General features: G+C 60.7%; 15 protein-coding genes. 5 read left to right on the top strand and 10 right to left on the bottom strand.

Translation table 11 applies throughout. The annotated features are described in order from the left end of the window. Nucleotides 1–8: 8 nt before the first annotated feature. From CVV65_RS15460 to CVV65_RS15430, 8 genes are all read right to left on the bottom strand, one after another. Nucleotides 9–437: a type II secretion system protein gene (locus tag CVV65_RS15460; protein ID WP_100668901.1), complete on the bottom strand. Its 429-nt coding sequence runs from the start codon at nucleotides 435–437 to the stop codon at nucleotides 9–11. A 205-nt stretch (nucleotides 438–642) separates the two neighbouring features. Beyond that, a complete protein-coding gene (locus tag CVV65_RS15455; RefSeq protein ID WP_100668900.1) occupies nucleotides 643–1,995 on the bottom strand; it encodes a type II secretion system F family protein in 1,353 nt (450 codons plus the stop codon). Between the two features lie 258 nt (nucleotides 1,996–2,253). Beyond that, nucleotides 2,254–3,912, bottom strand: a complete 1,659-nt coding sequence (locus CVV65_RS15450; protein WP_100668899.1) for a GspE/PulE family protein — start codon at nucleotides 3,910–3,912, stop codon at nucleotides 2,254–2,256. 410 nt (nucleotides 3,913–4,322) lie between these two features. Then, complete coding sequence (locus CVV65_RS15445) at nucleotides 4,323–5,717, bottom strand: arsenic transporter (protein ID WP_100668898.1); 1,395 nt, start codon at nucleotides 5,715–5,717, stop codon at nucleotides 4,323–4,325. Then, a complete protein-coding gene (locus CVV65_RS16835; protein WP_157935560.1) occupies nucleotides 5,710–5,856 on the bottom strand; it encodes a hypothetical protein in 147 nt (48 codons plus the stop codon). Before CVV65_RS16835 ends, CVV65_RS15445 begins: the two co-directional genes overlap by 8 nt. Before the next feature lie 86 nt (nucleotides 5,857–5,942). Continuing rightward, complete coding sequence (locus CVV65_RS15440) at nucleotides 5,943–6,239, bottom strand: hypothetical protein (protein WP_100668897.1); 297 nt, start codon at nucleotides 6,237–6,239, stop codon at nucleotides 5,943–5,945. Nucleotides 6,240–6,540: 301 nt separating this feature from the next. Further along, nucleotides 6,541–7,653 carry a polysaccharide pyruvyl transferase CsaB gene (gene csaB, locus CVV65_RS15435; RefSeq protein ID WP_100668896.1) on the bottom strand — a complete coding sequence of 371 codons (1,113 nt, stop codon included), beginning with the start codon at nucleotides 7,651–7,653 and terminating at the stop codon, nucleotides 6,541–6,543. Between the two features lie 66 nt (nucleotides 7,654–7,719). Further along, the gene (locus tag CVV65_RS15430; protein WP_157935559.1) at nucleotides 7,720–8,517 is read right to left on the bottom strand and encodes a carbon-nitrogen family hydrolase; all 798 of its coding nucleotides are present in this window, start codon (nucleotides 8,515–8,517) and stop codon (nucleotides 7,720–7,722) included. A 229-nt stretch (nucleotides 8,518–8,746) separates the two neighbouring features. Here CVV65_RS15430 and CVV65_RS15425 point away from each other — a divergent pair, with 229 nt between their 5' ends. From CVV65_RS15425 to CVV65_RS15405, 5 genes are all read left to right on the top strand, one after another. Beyond that, nucleotides 8,747–10,459, top strand: coding sequence for a bifunctional folylpolyglutamate synthase/dihydrofolate synthase (locus tag CVV65_RS15425; protein ID WP_198592063.1), 1,713 nt, complete (start codon nucleotides 8,747–8,749; stop codon nucleotides 10,457–10,459). After that, nucleotides 10,449–10,898, top strand: coding sequence for a MarR family winged helix-turn-helix transcriptional regulator (locus tag CVV65_RS15420; RefSeq protein ID WP_157935558.1), 450 nt, complete (start codon nucleotides 10,449–10,451; stop codon nucleotides 10,896–10,898). The genes CVV65_RS15425 and CVV65_RS15420 overlap by 11 nt, the downstream gene beginning before the upstream one ends. Nucleotides 10,899–10,979: 81 nt before the next feature. Continuing rightward, a complete protein-coding gene (locus tag CVV65_RS15415) occupies nucleotides 10,980–12,038 on the top strand; it encodes an HlyD family secretion protein (RefSeq protein ID WP_100668892.1) in 1,059 nt (352 codons plus the stop codon). A 33-nt stretch (nucleotides 12,039–12,071) separates the two neighbouring features. Further along, nucleotides 12,072–12,710 (top strand): efflux RND transporter periplasmic adaptor subunit, encoded by a 639-nt coding sequence (locus CVV65_RS15410; protein ID WP_100668891.1) that lies wholly within the window; start codon nucleotides 12,072–12,074, stop codon nucleotides 12,708–12,710. 145 nt (nucleotides 12,711–12,855) lie between these two features. After that, a complete protein-coding gene (locus tag CVV65_RS15405) occupies nucleotides 12,856–14,520 on the top strand; it encodes a DHA2 family efflux MFS transporter permease subunit (RefSeq protein ID WP_331250469.1) in 1,665 nt (554 codons plus the stop codon). 46 nt (nucleotides 14,521–14,566) lie between these two features. Here CVV65_RS15405 and CVV65_RS15400 read toward each other — a convergent pair whose 3' ends face one another. Both CVV65_RS15400 and CVV65_RS15395 read right to left on the bottom strand, forming a co-directional pair. Further along, entirely contained in the window at nucleotides 14,567–15,808 is a 1,242-nt protein-coding gene (locus CVV65_RS15400; protein ID WP_157935557.1) for a Ger(x)C family spore germination protein, read from the bottom strand. Then, nucleotides 15,805–17,376, bottom strand: coding sequence for a spore germination protein (locus CVV65_RS15395; protein WP_100668888.1), 1,572 nt, complete (start codon nucleotides 17,374–17,376; stop codon nucleotides 15,805–15,807). Before CVV65_RS15395 ends, CVV65_RS15400 begins: the two co-directional genes overlap by 4 nt. Nucleotides 17,377–17,484: the final 108 nt, after the last annotated feature.

Genomic DNA, 17,484 nt, shown 5'->3' with positions numbered 1-17,484 from the left:
GTCGATGACTACGGTAGCACATTGGACAAAGTGAGACTATCGCCCGGTTTTGGGCCACTTATGGTAACGTTTTTGTCGGTTGTTGAGATCGAATAGGCATCAGTTTTCGTTGAATCCCAAGGATCAACTGGAGCTTTTGCCAGATATCCGTTAGTCACGAGGTCACCAACGTCCGTTGGAGCCGCACCTTTGTCCATAATGTAGCGCTGTGTCGCATCCGCAATGGTTCGCACATTTGCTTTGTCCGTGTTCACCCTAGCATTCTCAATCTGATTATTCACCACCACAAACCCCACGCCTGCCACGATAGCCAGAATCACGACCACCGCCAGCATTTCGATGAGGGTGAACCCGGCTTGACGCCGTCGCCGGATGGCCTGCGGCCGAGCCGGCTCCTTCTCTTCACGACGCACCGGTGCGATGTCCTGTGTCACCATGTGCTTCTCCTCCTCCCTTACCCCAAAAATGATTGTGAGATGAACCCGCCCTTCGGGATCGCACCTCGGGCGGGGCGCATGTTCTCATTCCGGTCGGACACGGGGCTCTTTGTCTGTCCCCGCTCCGCAGCTGTCCCGCCGCGGACCTCCGGGTGCCGCCGAATGTCCGTCCAGCCACCCCGTGACTCCATCCCGCTCCTGCACTCTACGAACCGACAAAATTCATCATCTGGAACATGGGCAGATAAACCGAAAGAATGATGAGTCCCACAATCACGGCCAAAAAAAGAATCATCATCGGTTCGAGTAAGGCCCCCAGCCGGGCCGCCATCTCCTGCACATCCGTCTCGTAAAAATCCGCCAGTTTATCCAACAGATCGTCCAATGTCCCGGTCTCTTCGCCCACGGCGATCATCTGCACCACCATCGGCGGGAACAGCCGGGGATACCGGCCGAGCACCTCAGCCACCGTCCGGCCGGACCGCAACCCTTCCTGGGCTTCGGTCAGCGCCTCTTGGTAAAGGACATTGCCCATCACCTTTTTTGCCAAATCCAACGCGTCCAAGATCGGCACCGCCGCCCGCACCAGGGTGGCGAAGGTGCGGCTGAACTGGGCCACGGCGTGCTTGCGGTTCAACCGGCCAAACACGGGCACCGCCAACGAGATTCGCCCCAGCCACCGCCTCCCGGCCGGAGTCCGCGCCCCGGCGATCCCGCCGCTCACCACCGCCGCCACCAGAGCCAGGGCCAGGTACCATCGCTCGGTCAGAAACCGGCTGAGCCCCAGAGTGATCCGGGTGGGCAAGGGCAGGGCCACCCCTTGCTGGGCGAAGGTTTGGGCGAAGGTCGGGATCACCGAGGTCAGCAGGAACACCGATACCCCCAGGGCGATCACCAACACTACCGTCGGATACGTCATCGCAGACATGATTTTCTGCGAGGTGGCCCGCTCCCGTTCGTAAAATTGAGCCGCCCGCTCCAGCATCAGGTCGAGCTGCCCGGAGAATTCTCCGGCGCCCACCATATTGATGAACAGGGGCGGAAATACCGCCTGGTGATTGGCGAACGCTTGCCGCAGGGCCGTGCCCTGGCGCACCTCCTCAGCCACCGCTTCGAGCGTTCGTTTCAATGTCCGGCTCTCGCTCTGGGCCGCCAGGATCTCCACCGACCGGGCCGCCGGGACACCGGCTCGCACCAAGGTGGCGAACTGGCGGCAGAACACCGCCAACGCCTGCACCTTGACCCGTCCTTCACCAAGACGCAGACCAAAGAACGCCGGCCGGTCACCTTTTGCGGCCCGTTCCGTCCCCGCCGGGCTCCGGACCTCCGGATCGGGGACCGCCCGGCTTCGGGGCGTCCCCGATCGCACGGCCTGTTCCGGACCCCGCCCACCAAGGCCCAGAGTCCGTGCCCGGCCCTCCGCCGCCGGGTCGATCCGCATGGGGAAGAGCCCCTGCCGTCGGAGATCGGCGGTGGCCGCCGCCGCATCCGCGGCCTCGATCTGCCCGCGCACCGCTTTTCCCGCTCGGTTGACCGCTTGGTACCGGAACAGCGCCATGCTCTTCCCCTCCCCCTTCATTGCAGGTAATAGGTTATCGCATTCTTTGGACCGTGAAATGAGCAAAACATAACATTTCACCATGCTTTTCGCCCGGCCGAATGTACCGGTTCAATCGGCCTCAGGCTGTCCAATCCGCCGGGATGCGCGGCCCGCCGGACGCCGCTGCTTCCCGGGGACGCAGCCACCCGGATGCCGCCGCTTCACGCACGCGGTCCACCGCTCCCACGGCATGCGTCCGGCCTGCCCCCGCTCCCTCTAGCCCTCATCCACAATCACCTGTAGCACTTCCTGGACCGTGGTCAGCCCCTTCACCGCTTTTTCCAATCCGTCCTGCATCAGCGGCACAAAGCCCTGCTGCTCGGCCGCCCGGCGGTACTCCGCCGCGGGCCGGCGGTCGGCGATCAGGGCGCGCACCTCCTCATTCACCGGCAACAGCTCGTGAACCGCCATCCGCCCCCGGTAGCCGGTGCGGTGACACGCCGTACATCCCCGCCCACGCTGGAGCGTCTCCACCGAAAACCCGTGGTCCGCCAGGAGCTCCGCCTCATCCGCCGCAGGCCGGTACGCTTCCCGGCATTCCGGGCAAATCCGCCGCACTAGCCGCTGGGCCACGACCCCCCGCAAGGTCGACGCGATCAGATAGGGCTCGACCCCCATATCGATCAGACGGGTGATACTCCCCGGCGCATCGTTGGTGTGCAACGTGGAAAGCACCAGGTGGCCGGTCAAGGCCGCCCGCACCGCGATTTCCGCCGTCTCTTCATCCCGGATCTCCCCAACCATGATGATGTTCGGGTCCTCCCGCAGAATTGAGCGCAATCCCACGGCGAAAGTGAGCCCCACCGTCTGGTTGACCTGCACCTGATTGACCCCGTCGATCTGGTACTCCACCGGATCCTCCACCGTGATGATGTTTTGCGATTCGGTGTTCAACTGGTGAAGGGCGGCGTACAACGTCGAGGTTTTGCCGCTTCCGGTGGGGCCCGTCACCAGGACGATCCCGTGGGGGGCTTGGATCATCGAGAGAAACGCCTCCCGGTTCCGCTCGGCAAATCCCAGATCCTCGATCCGGTTCACCGCATTGCGGACATCCAGCAGCCGCAGCACGATTTTCTCCCCAAAAATCGTCGGCAGGGTCGCCACCCGCACGTCCACGGGCCGCCCCCGCACCTTCAATTGGATGCGGCCGTCCTGGGGCAGCCGGTGTTCCGCGATGTTGAGATTGGCCATGATTTTCACCCGGGCGGTGAGCACCGGCTGAAGATGTTTCGGCAGCCGCATCTGGGTGTGCAGGACGCCGTCGATGCGAAAGCGCACCACCATCGCCTGCTGTTGCGGATCAAAATGGATGTCGCTGGCCCGCCCGTCCGCCGCTTGTTCGATCAATTGGTTGACCAGCCGCACGATGGGCGCATCCTCGGCCCGAACCTGCTCTTCGTCGATCTGCTCGGGCCGGACGTCCTTGAGGACCTCGGTCACCGATTGCTTCAGGCCGTAATACTGCTCCAACGCCCGATCCACGTCGTCGCGGGTGGCGATGACCGGGTCCACGTGCAGCCCGGTGGTCATCCGAATGTCGTCGATGGCAAAATAGTCCAACGGGTCCACCATGGCCACGGTCAGGCGGTTGCCCGACCGCTTCAGGGGAATGACCTTGTACCGCCGGGCCAACGTTTCGGGCACCAGCTCCAACGCCGCCGGATCCGCCTGAAACCGGTCTAGGTCCACATGGGGAATGCCCAGTTGGAACTCCATCACTTCGATCAATTGGTCCTCGGTGAGCACCCCGCTCTGGGTGAGCACCTCTCCCAGCCGGCGGCCGGTGATTTTCTGATCCTTGAGGGCTTGTTCGAGTTGCTCGGGAGTGATCAGGCCTGCTTCGATGAGCAGGTCCCCCAGTCGTTTCCGCGTCACGGGCGGTACCCCTCTTCCGCATACATGGGTCAATAGGTTTCGCGCCCGAGACTAGTGCGGCCGGTCATCGGCCGTTTACCCAATCCCGTCAAGGCGAAAGTGGCTGCCCGAAGGCGCGAAACTTGGATTATTAAACCGTATTCGCTCCGGGGATTCGGAAATCCTTCACGTCCGCTTTCCTTTAGGCAAATTTTCAAGATCCGGCCATATCGTTATAGAGAAGTCCTTTTTTCGCAGGGGAGAGAAGCGGTCGGTTCCGGTCCAAGATCCGTACCGGGGTGTATGGGGGGAGAATATCATGAGGGGACCGGCGCCGGAGGAGGATGGGAACACCGGAACATCGACAGCCTCGGTGGAAGCGGGGAAGGCGATCCATCCTCTTCCGGGACCTGTTTTTCTGCGCCGGTGGCTCACTTGACTCGAAAGAAGAGCCACTCGGTCCATCCATAGAGACTCAACAAACTGATGATCAGTCCGATGGGTATGACAAATGAGGTAATTTTCAGATATTCACCCCACGACACGGCAATGCCGTTTTTCTTCAAAATGAACATCCAGATTAGAGTTGCCAGTGTTCCCATCGGCGTGATCAGTGCCCCGACGTCGCTGCCGATAATGTTGGCCAGGTACGCGATCTGGAGGGTGTGGGTGTCCAATCCCATTTGTGTCAGGGCCAATGTCCCGATCATAACGGACGGCAAGTTATTGCACACATTTGACAATAAAGTTAAAAAACCTCCCATGACCAAACTGGCAGACAGATGATTCGAGGCCACCGGGCTGAGCAAATGTTCGACGATGATCATCACCAAGCCGGAATTGCGGAGGCCGTACACGATGACGTACATCGTGAAAGCAAACACCAGAATGTGCCAAGGGGTTTTCTTAATGATGTCCAATGCCCCGATTTTTTTGCGATACCATCTGACGGCGATCAAGAGCAAGGCTCCGACGATGGCAATCCATTCAATGGGAATTCCCAAACCTGAAAACAGAAAAAATCCCGCTCTGACGAAGATGACAATCGTAATGCAGATCCGGAACATCCACCAGTCGACCGGTTCACCGGCCTGTAGTTCGAGCTGATGAGGAGGATCCGGTGGCTGGACGGGATGATGGTGTTTCGGTTTTCGAGGGGGCGGCGGGGGCGGGGTGGGGTCGGGAGCAATTGAGATTTTATTTGGAATCTCTTTTCTGAAATACAGGTAAAGAAGCAGCGCGATCACCGCGATGCCGATCATGGAGGGGACGAACATCATGGCGGCATAGGTGTTCAAATCCAGACCTACAATTTTCAACGCGATCAGATTGGCCAGATTGCTGACGCCAATCGGTGCACTGGCGGCGGTGGCAACCAGTGCACCGGACAACAGATAGGGCATCTTCTGCTCTCGTTTGAGATGCAGAAGTGTCGTTATTTGTATGATGATGGGCGTGGTGATCAGAATACTGCCGTCGTTGTTAAAGAACATGGTCATCAAGAAACAGAGAAGATTGACATACCAGTACAACAGAACCCCCGAACCTCTCGCCCTCTCGACCAGGTTGAAAGCCACCCAGCGAAAAAAACCAATGCTTTGCAGGACAATCGACATGACAATCGTGGAGAGGATGGTGATCGAAGCTCCGTTGACAATCCCCAATATCCGGGTGATGTCTGTGAACGGAACCACACCCAGCAGAGAGATGAACACCGCTCCGACCGTTGTGGGGATTGCCTCGTTGATCCCATGGGGCCTCCACATAACGAACAGGACTGTCAGCAAGAATATCAAAAGGGTGAAGACTGCCGTCATGTCAAGCATCCGGATTCGCCTCATAACCATAAGAAACTGGAGCATCCATTTCCTGAGGCCTGATTGGTTCGGGTTGACGCGCAATGTTTGGCGGTTTCATCAGCCAATAGAGGATGCAGCCGGCCAGCACAATCACTATGGCGAACACCATCGAATCCTCCTCTCCTCCCTGGAATCAAACAGGCTTGTCATGGACCGGCTTTTTCTGAGGCGAGGAGAAGGGCTTCAAGCTTTTCAGCACCCTGTCGTCCTTTTTGCGGGCCTTCTTTTTTTGCCGTGAACCTTTGGCCTTAATGGGGGGAGTTTTTCTTCCTCAATGCTCTTGATATGATGGATTTGATAGAATATAAACGGCGGTTTGTCCTCCAACCTGGGGTGCTTTCTGTCGACGGGTTCCACGACCACATAATTCGACCGGATAGCCACCAGTTTACCTAAAATAGACTCCGGTCCTTTATTGATGCGCACCACTTTCCCAATCAACGAATGGAGAATGTGCAGGAGGCTTGGCGCGGAAATCTGGTGTTCCACTTGAATTGGTCCCCTTTCGTGTTTCGTTGCCCGTGATAGTGCATGAATACGCAGGTTGAACCGAGGTTGTACCACGCATTTGCCTTAATTTTGACAAGTTCCGCTGGTGTGGACGGGAGAATACAACAGTCGGCGGGTTGACAATCCCATTTGGGCGGGCCATGCTCGCAGCGATATGTTCACGGTGTGTTCGCAGAAAAGGAAGGGGGAACGAAACTTTCTTGAGGGCCGTGGGGATACGATGCTCGTGGTATTGAGGGCATGAGCGGGATGATTCCTGTGAACAGGTGGTGTTTCCGGTTCATTCCCCCAGCCGCCGGTGCAGGATCTCGATGGTGCGCCTGGCCGTCTCCAGGGCCAAATGCCGCATCTCGTCGGTCCCCGGCATCATGGCCGCCCGGGCTTCATCAAGGTGTTCACTGCAGGAAAGCAAAGTATGAATGAAGGTTTCTTCATCGGCGGCCTGGGTGGAACCGGCGCAAGGAATGCCGACCCGCCGGGAAAACCGCTCGATCTTCTGGTCATAAGAAAAAGCCACGGCGGGCACGGACAGGAGCGCCGCGAGAATGAGGGAGTGCAGGCGCATCCCCACCACCATATCGGCGGCTTTGATCACGTTGAGGATATCGAAAACCGTCAGGGGCGTCTCGATCACCGTGGAGCCGTGGCCCAAGCACCGGGCGATCTCTCTCGAAGGCCGGAGGTCCTTGGGGTGTTGCATGGGGAGAAACACCACGTGCCATCCCTTTTCGATGAGCCGCTTCAGCCCTTCGGCAAAGATCCTTTTATACGGAACTTTGGCGGTTGGCCACTCCCGCACGGAAACCACCGCCACCCGGGAGGTCGGCACCCGGTGTCGCTCCAGAATCGCCCGGCCCATCTCCGCGTCCACCAGGCTTGTATCGATGGCCATGGCCGGGTCGGCGGTCACCAAAAGGGGCGGCCGGGTGACGCCGGTACGCAGAAAATCGTCCCGGGATCCTTCATCCCGGACGGTGATCAGGTCGATATCGTTGAGGGTTCGCCGGATGAGCCATTTTGAGAGGGGGCGACGAACCGGGCCGAATCCCTGGGCGTAAAAAACGACCGGTTTGTCCAGCCATTTGGCCATCTGGACCACGCCGAGATAATAGAGAATACTTCGGGGGCTGGTCACGTCCTGCAGGAGGCCGCCCCCGCCCATGACCAGCATATCGGCCTTTTTGAGTTGCCGGATAATCGTCCACGGGTTCCACCGGTCGTAAGCCGGGATCCGAAACAGGGCCCGGGTGTGGCGGGGCTGATTGGAGAGCACCCGGCAGTGCACCGTCGGGTCATAGCGGCGCAGGGAGGTGATGATGCCGTGAAGGACGGCGTCATCACCGGCATTATGAAACCCGTAGTACCCGGCAATCAAAATGGTCGCCACAATCATGACCCTTCCTTCGAATTGTCCAATAAACAAGGACAAGTATACCAGCAATAGGTATCCGTGCAAAGGTTAGAGATAAGCTTTGGGCCGGCGGTCTTTGAGCACCGTCATCTTTTGCCGCACGTCCGCCACAATGCTTAAATCGAGATCCGCATACACAATCCCCGGCTTGGTCCCAGCCTCGGTCACCACCCGGCCCCAGGGGTCCACCGCCAGGGACCCGCCGGTGAACCGATCCCGGTCATTGCGCCCGACGATGTTCACGCCGATCACGAAGGCCTGATTCTCGATGGCCCGGGCGATGAGGAGAGTCCGCCAGTGATCGGCTCGCTGAACCGGCCACTCCGCGGGAAGGAAGAGGACCTCAGCGCCCTCCAGCACGTGGGCCCGGGCCAACTCGGGAAAGCGAAGATCGTAGCAAATCATCACCCCGGCCCGGGTCGAGTCCGGCGTGCCCGTTTCCCCCAAGGCGAAGGTGGCCCGGGTCTCCCCGGGGACCAGATAGCGGTCCTCGTCCATCAAGCCGATGAGGTGGATTTTGCGATAGAGGTTGACCAGCGTTCCGTCCGGCGCAAAGGTCAGCGCCGTATTCGACACCCCATCGGCGAATTCTATAGGAAACGATCCGCCGACCAGCCAAATCCCGTATTGCCGGGCCCACCGGCCGAGCAAGGTCGCTGTTTCACCGTCGATCTCCTCGGTGTGTTCGGAAAGATGGGCAAAATCATACCCGCACGTCCACATTTCCGGCAGGACGACGACATCGGCCCGGCGTCCCGCCGACTCCCGGACCATCGCTTCGGCCCGGGACCGGTTTCCGGCGCGGTCGCCTTGAACCACTTCCATTTGACAGAGCGCTACTCGCATGGTTACCCCTCGCTTCCTCCGTTCTGTTTCCATGATAACGATTCTTCGCCCGCTCTTCCACACGGGTGCGGGGTTTCAGATCGATCTCCCCCACAGCGCGAGGTTTCCGGTTTTGAGCGTCTGGCGGTCGCCTCAGTTCTCGCCGATGGTCGCGGTCGTCTGGCTTGCGGTATGATAGGAAGTGAAACGGCAGTTCGGCCAAAAGGCAGCGGAAAGGCGGAAGCGGCGCGTGTTCGATCGGTTTTGGGATGCCATTGATGCGGTGTATAGGTCGTACAACCGGGCCTCCTGGGCCCGAGCGGGTTTTCCCGGGGACAATAGCCGGGCGCCGGCGCCCGGGCGCTGGACTGGACCGGATGCCGAGCGGCGCCGGCCGGACTTGACGCGGAGGTTGTTGGATCGGCTGGGAGGGCCGGATCGCGGCACTCCGTCCGTCGTGGTGGCGGGCAGTAAGGGCAAGGGCTCCACGGCGCGGATGATTGCCGGCATTCTTCAGGCCCACGGTTTCCGAGTGGGGCTATTCACGGGTCCTCACCTCCTTCACCCGATGGAGCGGATCTCCATCAACGGAGTCCCCCTTCCCGAGGAAGATTTTGTCCACTGGATGGACGAGATTGACCCATTGGTCCAGGAGGTTGTCCAAGGAATTCGGCCCGACGAGTACATCGCCCCGGTGGGGATCTACCTGGCTGTGGCGCTGTGCGCTTTTCGGAAGGCGGGAACAGACATCGACGTACTCGAATGCGGTCGGGGGGCCCGGTTTGACGATGTGGCCCAGGTCCGCGCCCGGTGGGCGGCGGTGACCCCGGTGATGGAGGAACATTTGAAAGAACTCGGGCCGACCTTGGCGGATGTGGCCTGGCATAAAGCGGGGGCGATCCGGTCGGGCATGATGGCGGCTTTTGCCGGGCGCCAAGACCCTGAAGTTGCGGCACTGCTTCGCGGTGAAGCGAAAGCCCGGGGCGTGCCCCTTCGGATATTGGGGCAGGATTTTTTCGTGGAAGAGGTTCATCTCACTTCGAAGGGGTTGTGGGCGGCGCTCACAACCCCGGGGGGACGTCGAGTTGAAACCACCCTTCAAGCGGTGGGCGCGTTTCAGGCGGATAACGCGGCCCTCGCCGCAGCGGTGGCGGAGGGGATTCTGCAGGACCAAAGCCGGCGCGGCCGCAGGGGAGCGCTCTGGTCGGAGGTTCTGGCGGCAGAGGGCTTGCGGAAGGTGGTGCACCCCGGTCGGTGCCAGATCCTCTCCCGGAATCCTATGATCCTGGTGGACGGGGCGGTGACGGCCGCCAGCGCGGCCCAGATTCGGAAGTTGATTGAACGGTGGGGCAGCCGGGTGATCACCATCGCGGCGGTGCCATCGGACAAGGATTATCCGGGGGTGTACCGGGAGCTGGCGCCGGTGAGCGATGGCCTGGTTCTCACCCGGGCGGGCAACGGGTATTTCACGTATCCCCGGGAAGGGGCGGCGGTGGCCAGGAATTGGTACGCCCGGGTGGAAACGGCGCAGGATTTGGGGGAAGCGTGGCGAGTGGCGGAGAGGTGGTTGACGCAGAGCGGAAAGTGGCCGGCCAGAGCCGGGGTGGGCAGGCTGGCCGGGGGTGCCGGGGAGGCCGGGAGTGCGGGAGAGGCCGGGGTTGCTGGGCAGGCCGGGGCTGCTGGAGAACTCGGCGTGGCCAGGCATGCCGGGGAGCCCAGGGTTGGCACGCGTGCCCCGACGGCCGTCGGGCCACATTCGCTGGAGATAGAGCCCCCGGTTGAATGGGTGCTATCGGGTGAGAAGGGACACGAGGGTGAACGGGGGATCCTTTTAGTGGGAGCGCAGCCCTTTGTGGCGGAGGTGTTGTCGTTCTTGACAGGACGCTCACAACATGGTTCTATGATAAATGATTCGTACGCGAATGATAGCCCTGGCGGGGGAGGACCTGGGGATGCGAGATGAGCAAATCAGTGAACTGATCGATTTGATGCGGCGCACCATGCGGGAATTCAAACAGCGGGTGCATCAGGAGCTCCGGGAGTACGACCTCACGGTTCCGCAGATGTGGGTTCTGCGAACTCTTCACAAGGAAGGCACCCATTCCTTGGCGGAACTCAGCCGCCGGGTGGGCATGTCCACCAGTACAGCCAGCGGGATCGTTGATCGCCTGGTCCGCATGGGCCTGGTGAATCGGGTCCGGGACGAGCACGACCGGCGGGTGGTCTGGGTGAGCCTGAGTGAACAGGGCCGGGATTTGGTCGCAAAGGTCCCGGTTTTGCACATGGATTATTTTCGGACATTGTTGGAAAAAATGCCGTCGGAGGAAGCAGAGGGGCTGATTCGCCATCTCAAAACGTTGTTGACGATTATCGAGGAATCCCAAAAGGACGGACTCCGTTAAATTCATCGTATGCAAAGGATTTTGCACGTGGGGCAGACTAACGAGCGGAGATTCGGATGTGGGGAAGGAGTCCGACCGCCGATGAGACGACTCGTGCTGCTCAACCTGATCCTTTGGCTGGCTGTGGCCGCTGCGGCGGGGGCAGCCGGCTTCTTTTTCTGGGACAAAGCGCAATACATCCGCACGAATCAGGCCCAGGTGGGGGCGGACCTGGTGGTTATCAGCGCTCCGGAGGTGGGCAGGCTGACCCAGTGGTCGGCAAAGACAGGTGACCGGATTTCCGCAGGAGCGGTGCTGGGGACCCTCCAGCCCCTGGCCTCTATCCCGTCTTCGATGGCGGGGGCGGGATCCGCGTCGGGGGCGGGGGCCCCGTCGGGATCCGGGTCTGCCGGAATTGCCCCGGGAGCGGGTCAGGGGGCTGCAGGCAGGACGGCTGGGACAGCGCCGACGGCGCCGGCTGCCCCCGGCGGAAGAGCAACCGCCTTCGGGGCCGTGTCCGGCGCCTCGGCGGCTCGTGCGAACGCCACTTCGTCACCGGCCCTACAGGCCCTCGCCTCTCAAGTTGGCACCACGCATAATAGGGAGACCACGCGAAACCGATCTACCGTCCGCTCCCGGTCGGCGCCCGGCTCTCAGCCAGCTGCACGCCGCTCTCGGGTTCACACCGGCCTCCCGCCTGCCTCACCGCGCCCGGCTTCACCCAACACTGCGCCGCCGTCTGCGGCACCCGTGCCCGCTCTTCCTACGCCGGTGAACCTCACGAGTCCCATTGATGGCGTGGTGCTCTACACGGCCGCCATCCCCGGGGCGATATGGGTCCCGGGGTGGACCTTGGCCGTCGTGGCCGACCTCTCCAAACCCTTTGTGACCGCCTACATCGACGACAACATCCTAAAGAATCTGTCCGTGGGGAAAGACGTGGACGTGTTCCTGGACGCTTATCCCGGCACATCCTTTCCAGGGAAAGTGGTCCGCATCGCCGACGCCGCCGGATCCTTCGCCGCCCCGGAGCTGCCTTCCGCAGCCGGCACGAATCAAACCCGGCCGACTGAGCGGGTGCCGGTACGGATCGCCGTGGACGATTTTTCCGGAAAATATGTCGTACCGGGGATGAACGCGTCGGTTCGGATTCATCGGTAGAGAGATCAACCATTGGAAGGGGGACCAGCACCGGTGAAAGCTTCCCGCATTATCCTTTTCAACTTGATTGCCCTGGTGATCCTCGCCGCTTTGGTGCTCGGCGGTTACTACTATCTTTATCAGCGCTGGAACTATATCGCCACCGACGACGCCCGGGTGTGGGCGGATTTGGTGCCGGTCAGCCCCGCGGCTCCGGGCCGGTTGAGCGGTTGGAAGGGGACGGTGGGCCAGACCTTTAATCAAGGTGATACCATCGGTCAAATCGACGGTGCGGGGGACGCCGGCCGCATCACCGCCCCCATCAGCGGATCGATCATCCAGAGCAACGCCACGGACGGCCAAATCGTGTCCATCGGCCAGCCCCTGGCGACGATGGCGGACATGAAAAAGCTCTACATTCTCGCCAATATCGAAGAAACCCGCATTGCCGATGTCAATGTCGGGGCGGACGTGGATGTCACAGTTGATGCGGACCCCGGAGCCACCATCAAGGGCCGGGTGGATCAGGTCGGGCTCGCCGCCAACTCCGTCTTTTCATTGTTCCCTCAGCAAAATACCACGGGGAATTATACCCGGGTGGTGCAGCGGATCCCGGTGCGGATTTCCATGACGGCCTATGACCAGGATATTGTTCCGGGGATGAACGCCACCGTCCGGATTCACAAAAGTTGAGGGGGTGAGGGAGATGGACAATCCGTCCGAAAACGGCGGGACACGCGATTCCCGGCTCCCCACCGGCGAACCGAACACTGAGGCGGGGGCGGGTGCGGTATCGGGCCCCGGGGGCGCGGGGTTGGGGGCCCGGTTGCCCGAGGGGATGCGTTTTGGTCCCCTGATGGCGGTGCTCATGCTCGGGGTTTTTCTGGCCATTCTCAACCAAACGCTGTTGAATGTGGCGATCCCCCACATGATGAACGAGTTCAACGTGTCGGCGGACACGATCCAGTGGCTGATGACCGCCTACATGCTTGTCACCGGCGTACTGATCCCCATCTCCGCCTTTTTAATGGAAACCTTCGGGAGCAAAACGCTGTTCGTGGCGGCGATGGCCTTTTTTTCTGTGGGTTCCCTCATCTGCGGGGTCGCTACGGATTTTCCCCTGATGCTCATCGGGCGGATCGTTCAGGCCGTGGGCGGCGGAATTCTCATGCCCTTGGTGATGAACATTTTTCTCGCTCTCTTCCCCCCTGAAGCCCGGGGGCGGGCCATGGGATTTCTCGGGCTGGGGATGATTTTCGCACCGGCGGTGGGTCCCACCCTGTCCGGGTGGGTGGTGGAATACTACACGTGGAGGCTTTTGTTTTACGGGATGATTCCTCTAGGCATTCTGGTGATCCTGATGGGCATGGTGTACCTTCGGGACATCCCTCGCAAACACAGGCCCCCTTTAGATCTGTACGGCATGGTGATGTCGATCCTGGGTTTTGGCGCCCTCCTGTACGGGTTCAGTGAGGCCGGGTCCGGGGGGTGGGGGCAGACCCAAGTGATCGCCGGACTCGTCATCGGGGCGATCGGAGTGTTTCTCTTTGTGATGAGGGAGCTTTCCGTTGCCGAACCGATGCTCGACTTTCGGATCTTTCGCTATGACATGTTCGCCCTGAGCAGCCTGATCAACGCGATTATTACCATGGCTCTGTTCGCCGGCATGTTTCTTTTGCCGATCTATTTGCAGAATCTCCGGGGCTTTACCCCTCTCCAGGCCGGATTGCTGTTGCTTCCCGGGGCTCTGATCATGGGGGTCATGTCCCCGGTTTCCGGGGCTTTATTCGACCGGATTGGTCCCAGACCCCTGGCGGTGGTGGGGCTGATCATAACGGCGGTGACGACCTTCGAGTTCACCAAACTGACGACGCTAACCAGTTATAACCATATTCTGGCGCTCTACGTCATCCGGTCTTTTGGGATGTCCCTTCTCATGATGCCCATCATGACCGCCGGGCTGAACCAGTTGCCGATGGTGAAAAATAGCCACGGCACGGCCTTATCCAATACGGTTCGGCAGGTGGCCGGGGCCATTGGGACGGCGTTTCTGACGACCATGTTCACTACCCGGAACGATTTTCATCTTCGGATGTACCTCGACCCGATAAACCGATATGATCCCTTTGTGCAGCAGTCCTTGCAACAGATGGTTGGTGCGGCATCCTCGGCAGGTTTGCCGCCGGCCCAGGCCCAGGGGCCAGGGGTTGCAGGTTTGTACGGCAGTTTGGCCCAGCAGGCGGCGGTCCAAGGTATCGACGATGCCTTTTGGTGGGCGACGGGATTCACGGTGTTGGGGCTGCTGTTTAGCTTTTTCTTGCGGGATGTGCGCCGGGACCGTAAACGGGACGCCCGGGGCCCCGCGCCCGAAGGATCCCGTCCGGGGGAGGCGGGATTGGGAACTGAACCCGTTCCCTCCGGGCCGGCCCCATCGACTCCATCGGGATCCGGGGGACCGTCGCCCTCCGGATCCGGGTTGCAACCCGAGGGCGGGCAGGCGTAAGGCCATCACACTTTGCGACGGGCGACTCCCTTCCCCAGTCCCCGCTTCACCGTCGCCCATGCCCCTGTCGGGGTGGGTAGTTCTCCGGCGACCGGTCTTCCAGGGGCGACTGGGAGATCATTCCGGACCGCTGGAGGTTGATTTGCAGATCGTATTCCGCCCGGCATTTGGAGAACAGCTCCGGCCACCGCCGGGCCACGGAGCGCCAGAGTTCCGGATTTCTCCGGAACAGCCGGTTGCCGAACTGGGCGGCGTCCACATGTTTGGCCTTGAGGCGCTGGAGAGTCCGGTCCATCTCCGTCTCCATGTACTGGGCGACCTGCTGCCCCCATTCCCGCATCCGCTCCGGGGTCGGCGTTTCTCCTTCGCACACGGCGTCCACCTCCCCTTGGCCATAGCCCCGCACGCGAAACACCACTCCCGAAGGAGTCATGACGGGGTCGACATGCAGTTTGGTGTTGATCAGCCGGACCGAAAGGCGCTGGCTCGTCGACGAGGGACTGCCTCCAGGACATGGAATATGGATGAACGCTTGACCCGAGCGACCAAGGAGCCACATCAGACCTTGGCTCTCCCGGGCGGGCAAGAGGTCCACCAATTTTCCCCCTTGAAATAAACCGACACCCATGACCCTCGGCTCGTTATTGACCGGGTCGATCCAGGCCATGACCGGGGATTGGGACGGGCTGAGAAGGTCGTTCACGACCCGCAATTCGACGCTGGGCTCGGTGATCGAAGTGCGCAATTGTTGGTCTACTAGCTTGCGCAAGCCCCGGGCGTTGACCCGCTCGGGGCTCGTCTGGACGTCGAGCAGTTCCCGGGCGGTGCCGCTCGTGACCACAAACATTTGTGACCGGCGGAAGTTGCGCTCCCGCTCGATGTAATCCAAGGCCTGGTCGAAGCCCTTCTCGGCGTAACGGCGCCCGAAGACCACCACTGTATTGTGGGCCACGAAGGGCCGGCGCGGCAGTACGCGGTACAGCCGGTCTAAAGCTTCTTGAACCGTTTTTCCTCGTTGTTGATAATTGATAAACGCGCGTTTTCCGCTCGAATCGCTGCCGCCCATGGTTCCCTGGCCTTGCTCGCCCCCGATGGTTTGCCCGGTGGGGGAGAGGAGTTGGACGGTGACATCGACCCCGTTTTGCCCGGCATCGTCGATCCCCATGCCGATGACCAGGGCGAGGTCTGTCACTTCCACCCGATCCCAGCAGCCCGTGAGCACAATGGCGAAAAGAACGACGATGAGCCATCCACTCTTTTTTGGCCAGCCTCCTCCTGTCCTTTTCACAGCGGGTCCTCCTCGGCTGTCCCCGGCAGAGGACGAGGGATGTCCGCGCTGCGGGTGGGGTCCACCGTTTCGTACATCTTTGGGCGCTTTTTCATGTACCACCAAGGCGGTCGGCTAAAGGTGTCCTTGAGATCCTCCCACACCAGGGGGGCGATGGGAGTCATGTAAGGCACGCCAAAGGACCGCAGGGAAACCAAGTGGATCCACAGGATGAGCAGAGAAATGATGATGCCGTACAGTCCGAACAGCCCGGCCATGATCATCATGGGAAAACGCAGGAGCCGGAACGTGATGGCGATGTTGTAACTGGGGACCGTAAAGGACGCGATTCCCGTCAACGCTACGATGATGACCATGGCAGGCGATACGATGCCGGCGTTGACGGCCGCTTCGCCGATCACCAGGGCGCCGACGATGCTCACCGACTGGCCGACGGCCTTGGGCAGGCGGATACCGGCTTCCCGCAGGGCTTCGAAAGTCACTTCCATGATCAACGCCTCGACGACGGCGGGAAAGGGCACGCCTTCGTGGGAGGCGGTCAGGGTCATCAACAGGGTGGTCGGGATCATCTCTTGGTGATACGACAACAGTGCCACATAAGTGGCGGGCAAAAGCAAGGCGATCCAGAAATACATGTGCCGCAACAGGCGAACGGCCAGGGCCATACTGTACCGTTCAAAATAATCTTCCGGGGACTGCAGGAAGTTGACGAACAGAGCCGGGATGAGCAAGGCGTTGGGGCTGCCGTCCACGACGATCCCCACCCGCCCCTGCAAAGCCTCGGCGGCGAGGCGGTCCGGGCGCTCGGTGTATTCGATGGTGGGGAAAGGGGACAGGGGCGCATCGTCGATCAGCTCCTCGACGTATCCGGAGTCGAGGATGGAATCTACGTCGATCCGATTCAGGCGCTCCTGGCACTCTTTGACATGACCTGGTTTCACGATGCCCTGGATGTAGACCAGGGCGACCATAGTTTTCGACACCCGGCCCAGGGCCATATATTCCACTTTGACCCGGGGGCTTTTGAGCCTGCGGCGGATGAGTCCGAGGTTCATTTCCAGACTTTCGGTGAAAGCCTCCTGGGGGCCCCGGACTACCGCCTCCAACGTCGAACGTTCCACTGAGCGCCCCTGGAACTGCATGACATCCAGGACGATCGCCTGGGTGAATCCGTCCAGGCACAGAACCGCCGCCCCCTCCCCCACGGCGATATTGATTTCTTCCACACTGCTTACAAGCCGAAGAGAAGGGCTGCGCAAAGCCTGTTGGACATCTGTTACAGTTTCCGCCTTTTCCAGGGTGGTCAAGGGTTCAAGAATACTTTCTTGGGCCAGTTCTTTGCCGATCAACGTATAGATCCAGACGATGAATCCCCGCCGCCCGGCTGTCTGCACCCAGCGGAATTGGACGTCATCGCACTTTGTCCACATCTCTTGAATCTGTTGATAAAGCTGGTCGATCTCTGGGGATAAGCCCGCGGCCCCCTCCCCGCTGCCCTGGGGATCCGACCAGGAAACTTGTTTGTTTTTGCGATTCTTTCCGCGTCCCTCTCCGTTGCGTCGCACCATAGGATTTCCAACCTCGTTTGGGGGAATTTCCCGAGGAATATTGTTCCATGGGTTCAAGCAATTATGCGCCGCACAAAAAAGTGGACTTTCATTCCACCCTTCCGAATC

It is taken from the genome of Kyrpidia spormannii (assembly GCF_002804065.1).
In the GTDB taxonomy this organism is placed as follows: Bacteria; Bacillota; Bacilli; order Kyrpidiales; family Kyrpidiaceae; genus Kyrpidia; species Kyrpidia spormannii.
Note: the sequence above shows the minus strand (reverse complement) of the source record. Positions and strands in the feature narration are given on the sequence as shown.

Bases quoted from the DNA above. Each gene is read 5' to 3' on its own strand.
- CVV65_RS15395 (WP_100668888.1), bottom strand. From the start codon at position 17,376: ATGGTGCGACGCAACGGAGAGGGACGCGGAAAGAATCGCAAAAACAAA.
- csaB (WP_100668896.1), bottom strand. From the start codon at position 7,653: ATGATTGTGGCGACCATTTTGATTGCCGGGTACTACGGGTTTCATAAT.
- CVV65_RS15460 (WP_100668901.1), bottom strand. From the start codon at position 437: ATGGTGACACAGGACATCGCACCGGTGCGTCGTGAAGAGAAGGAGCCG.
- CVV65_RS15455 (WP_100668900.1), bottom strand. From the start codon at position 1,995: ATGGCGCTGTTCCGGTACCAAGCGGTCAACCGAGCGGGAAAAGCGGTG.
- CVV65_RS15430 (WP_157935559.1), bottom strand. From the start codon at position 8,517: ATGCGAGTAGCGCTCTGTCAAATGGAAGTGGTTCAAGGCGACCGCGCC.
- CVV65_RS15420 (WP_157935558.1), top strand. From the start codon at position 10,449: ATGCGAGATGAGCAAATCAGTGAACTGATCGATTTGATGCGGCGCACC.
- CVV65_RS15445 (WP_100668898.1), bottom strand. From the start codon at position 5,717: ATGCTTGACATGACGGCAGTCTTCACCCTTTTGATATTCTTGCTGACA.
- CVV65_RS15415 (WP_100668892.1), top strand. From the start codon at position 10,980: ATGAGACGACTCGTGCTGCTCAACCTGATCCTTTGGCTGGCTGTGGCC.
- CVV65_RS15405 (WP_331250469.1), top strand. From the start codon at position 12,856: ATGCGTTTTGGTCCCCTGATGGCGGTGCTCATGCTCGGGGTTTTTCTG.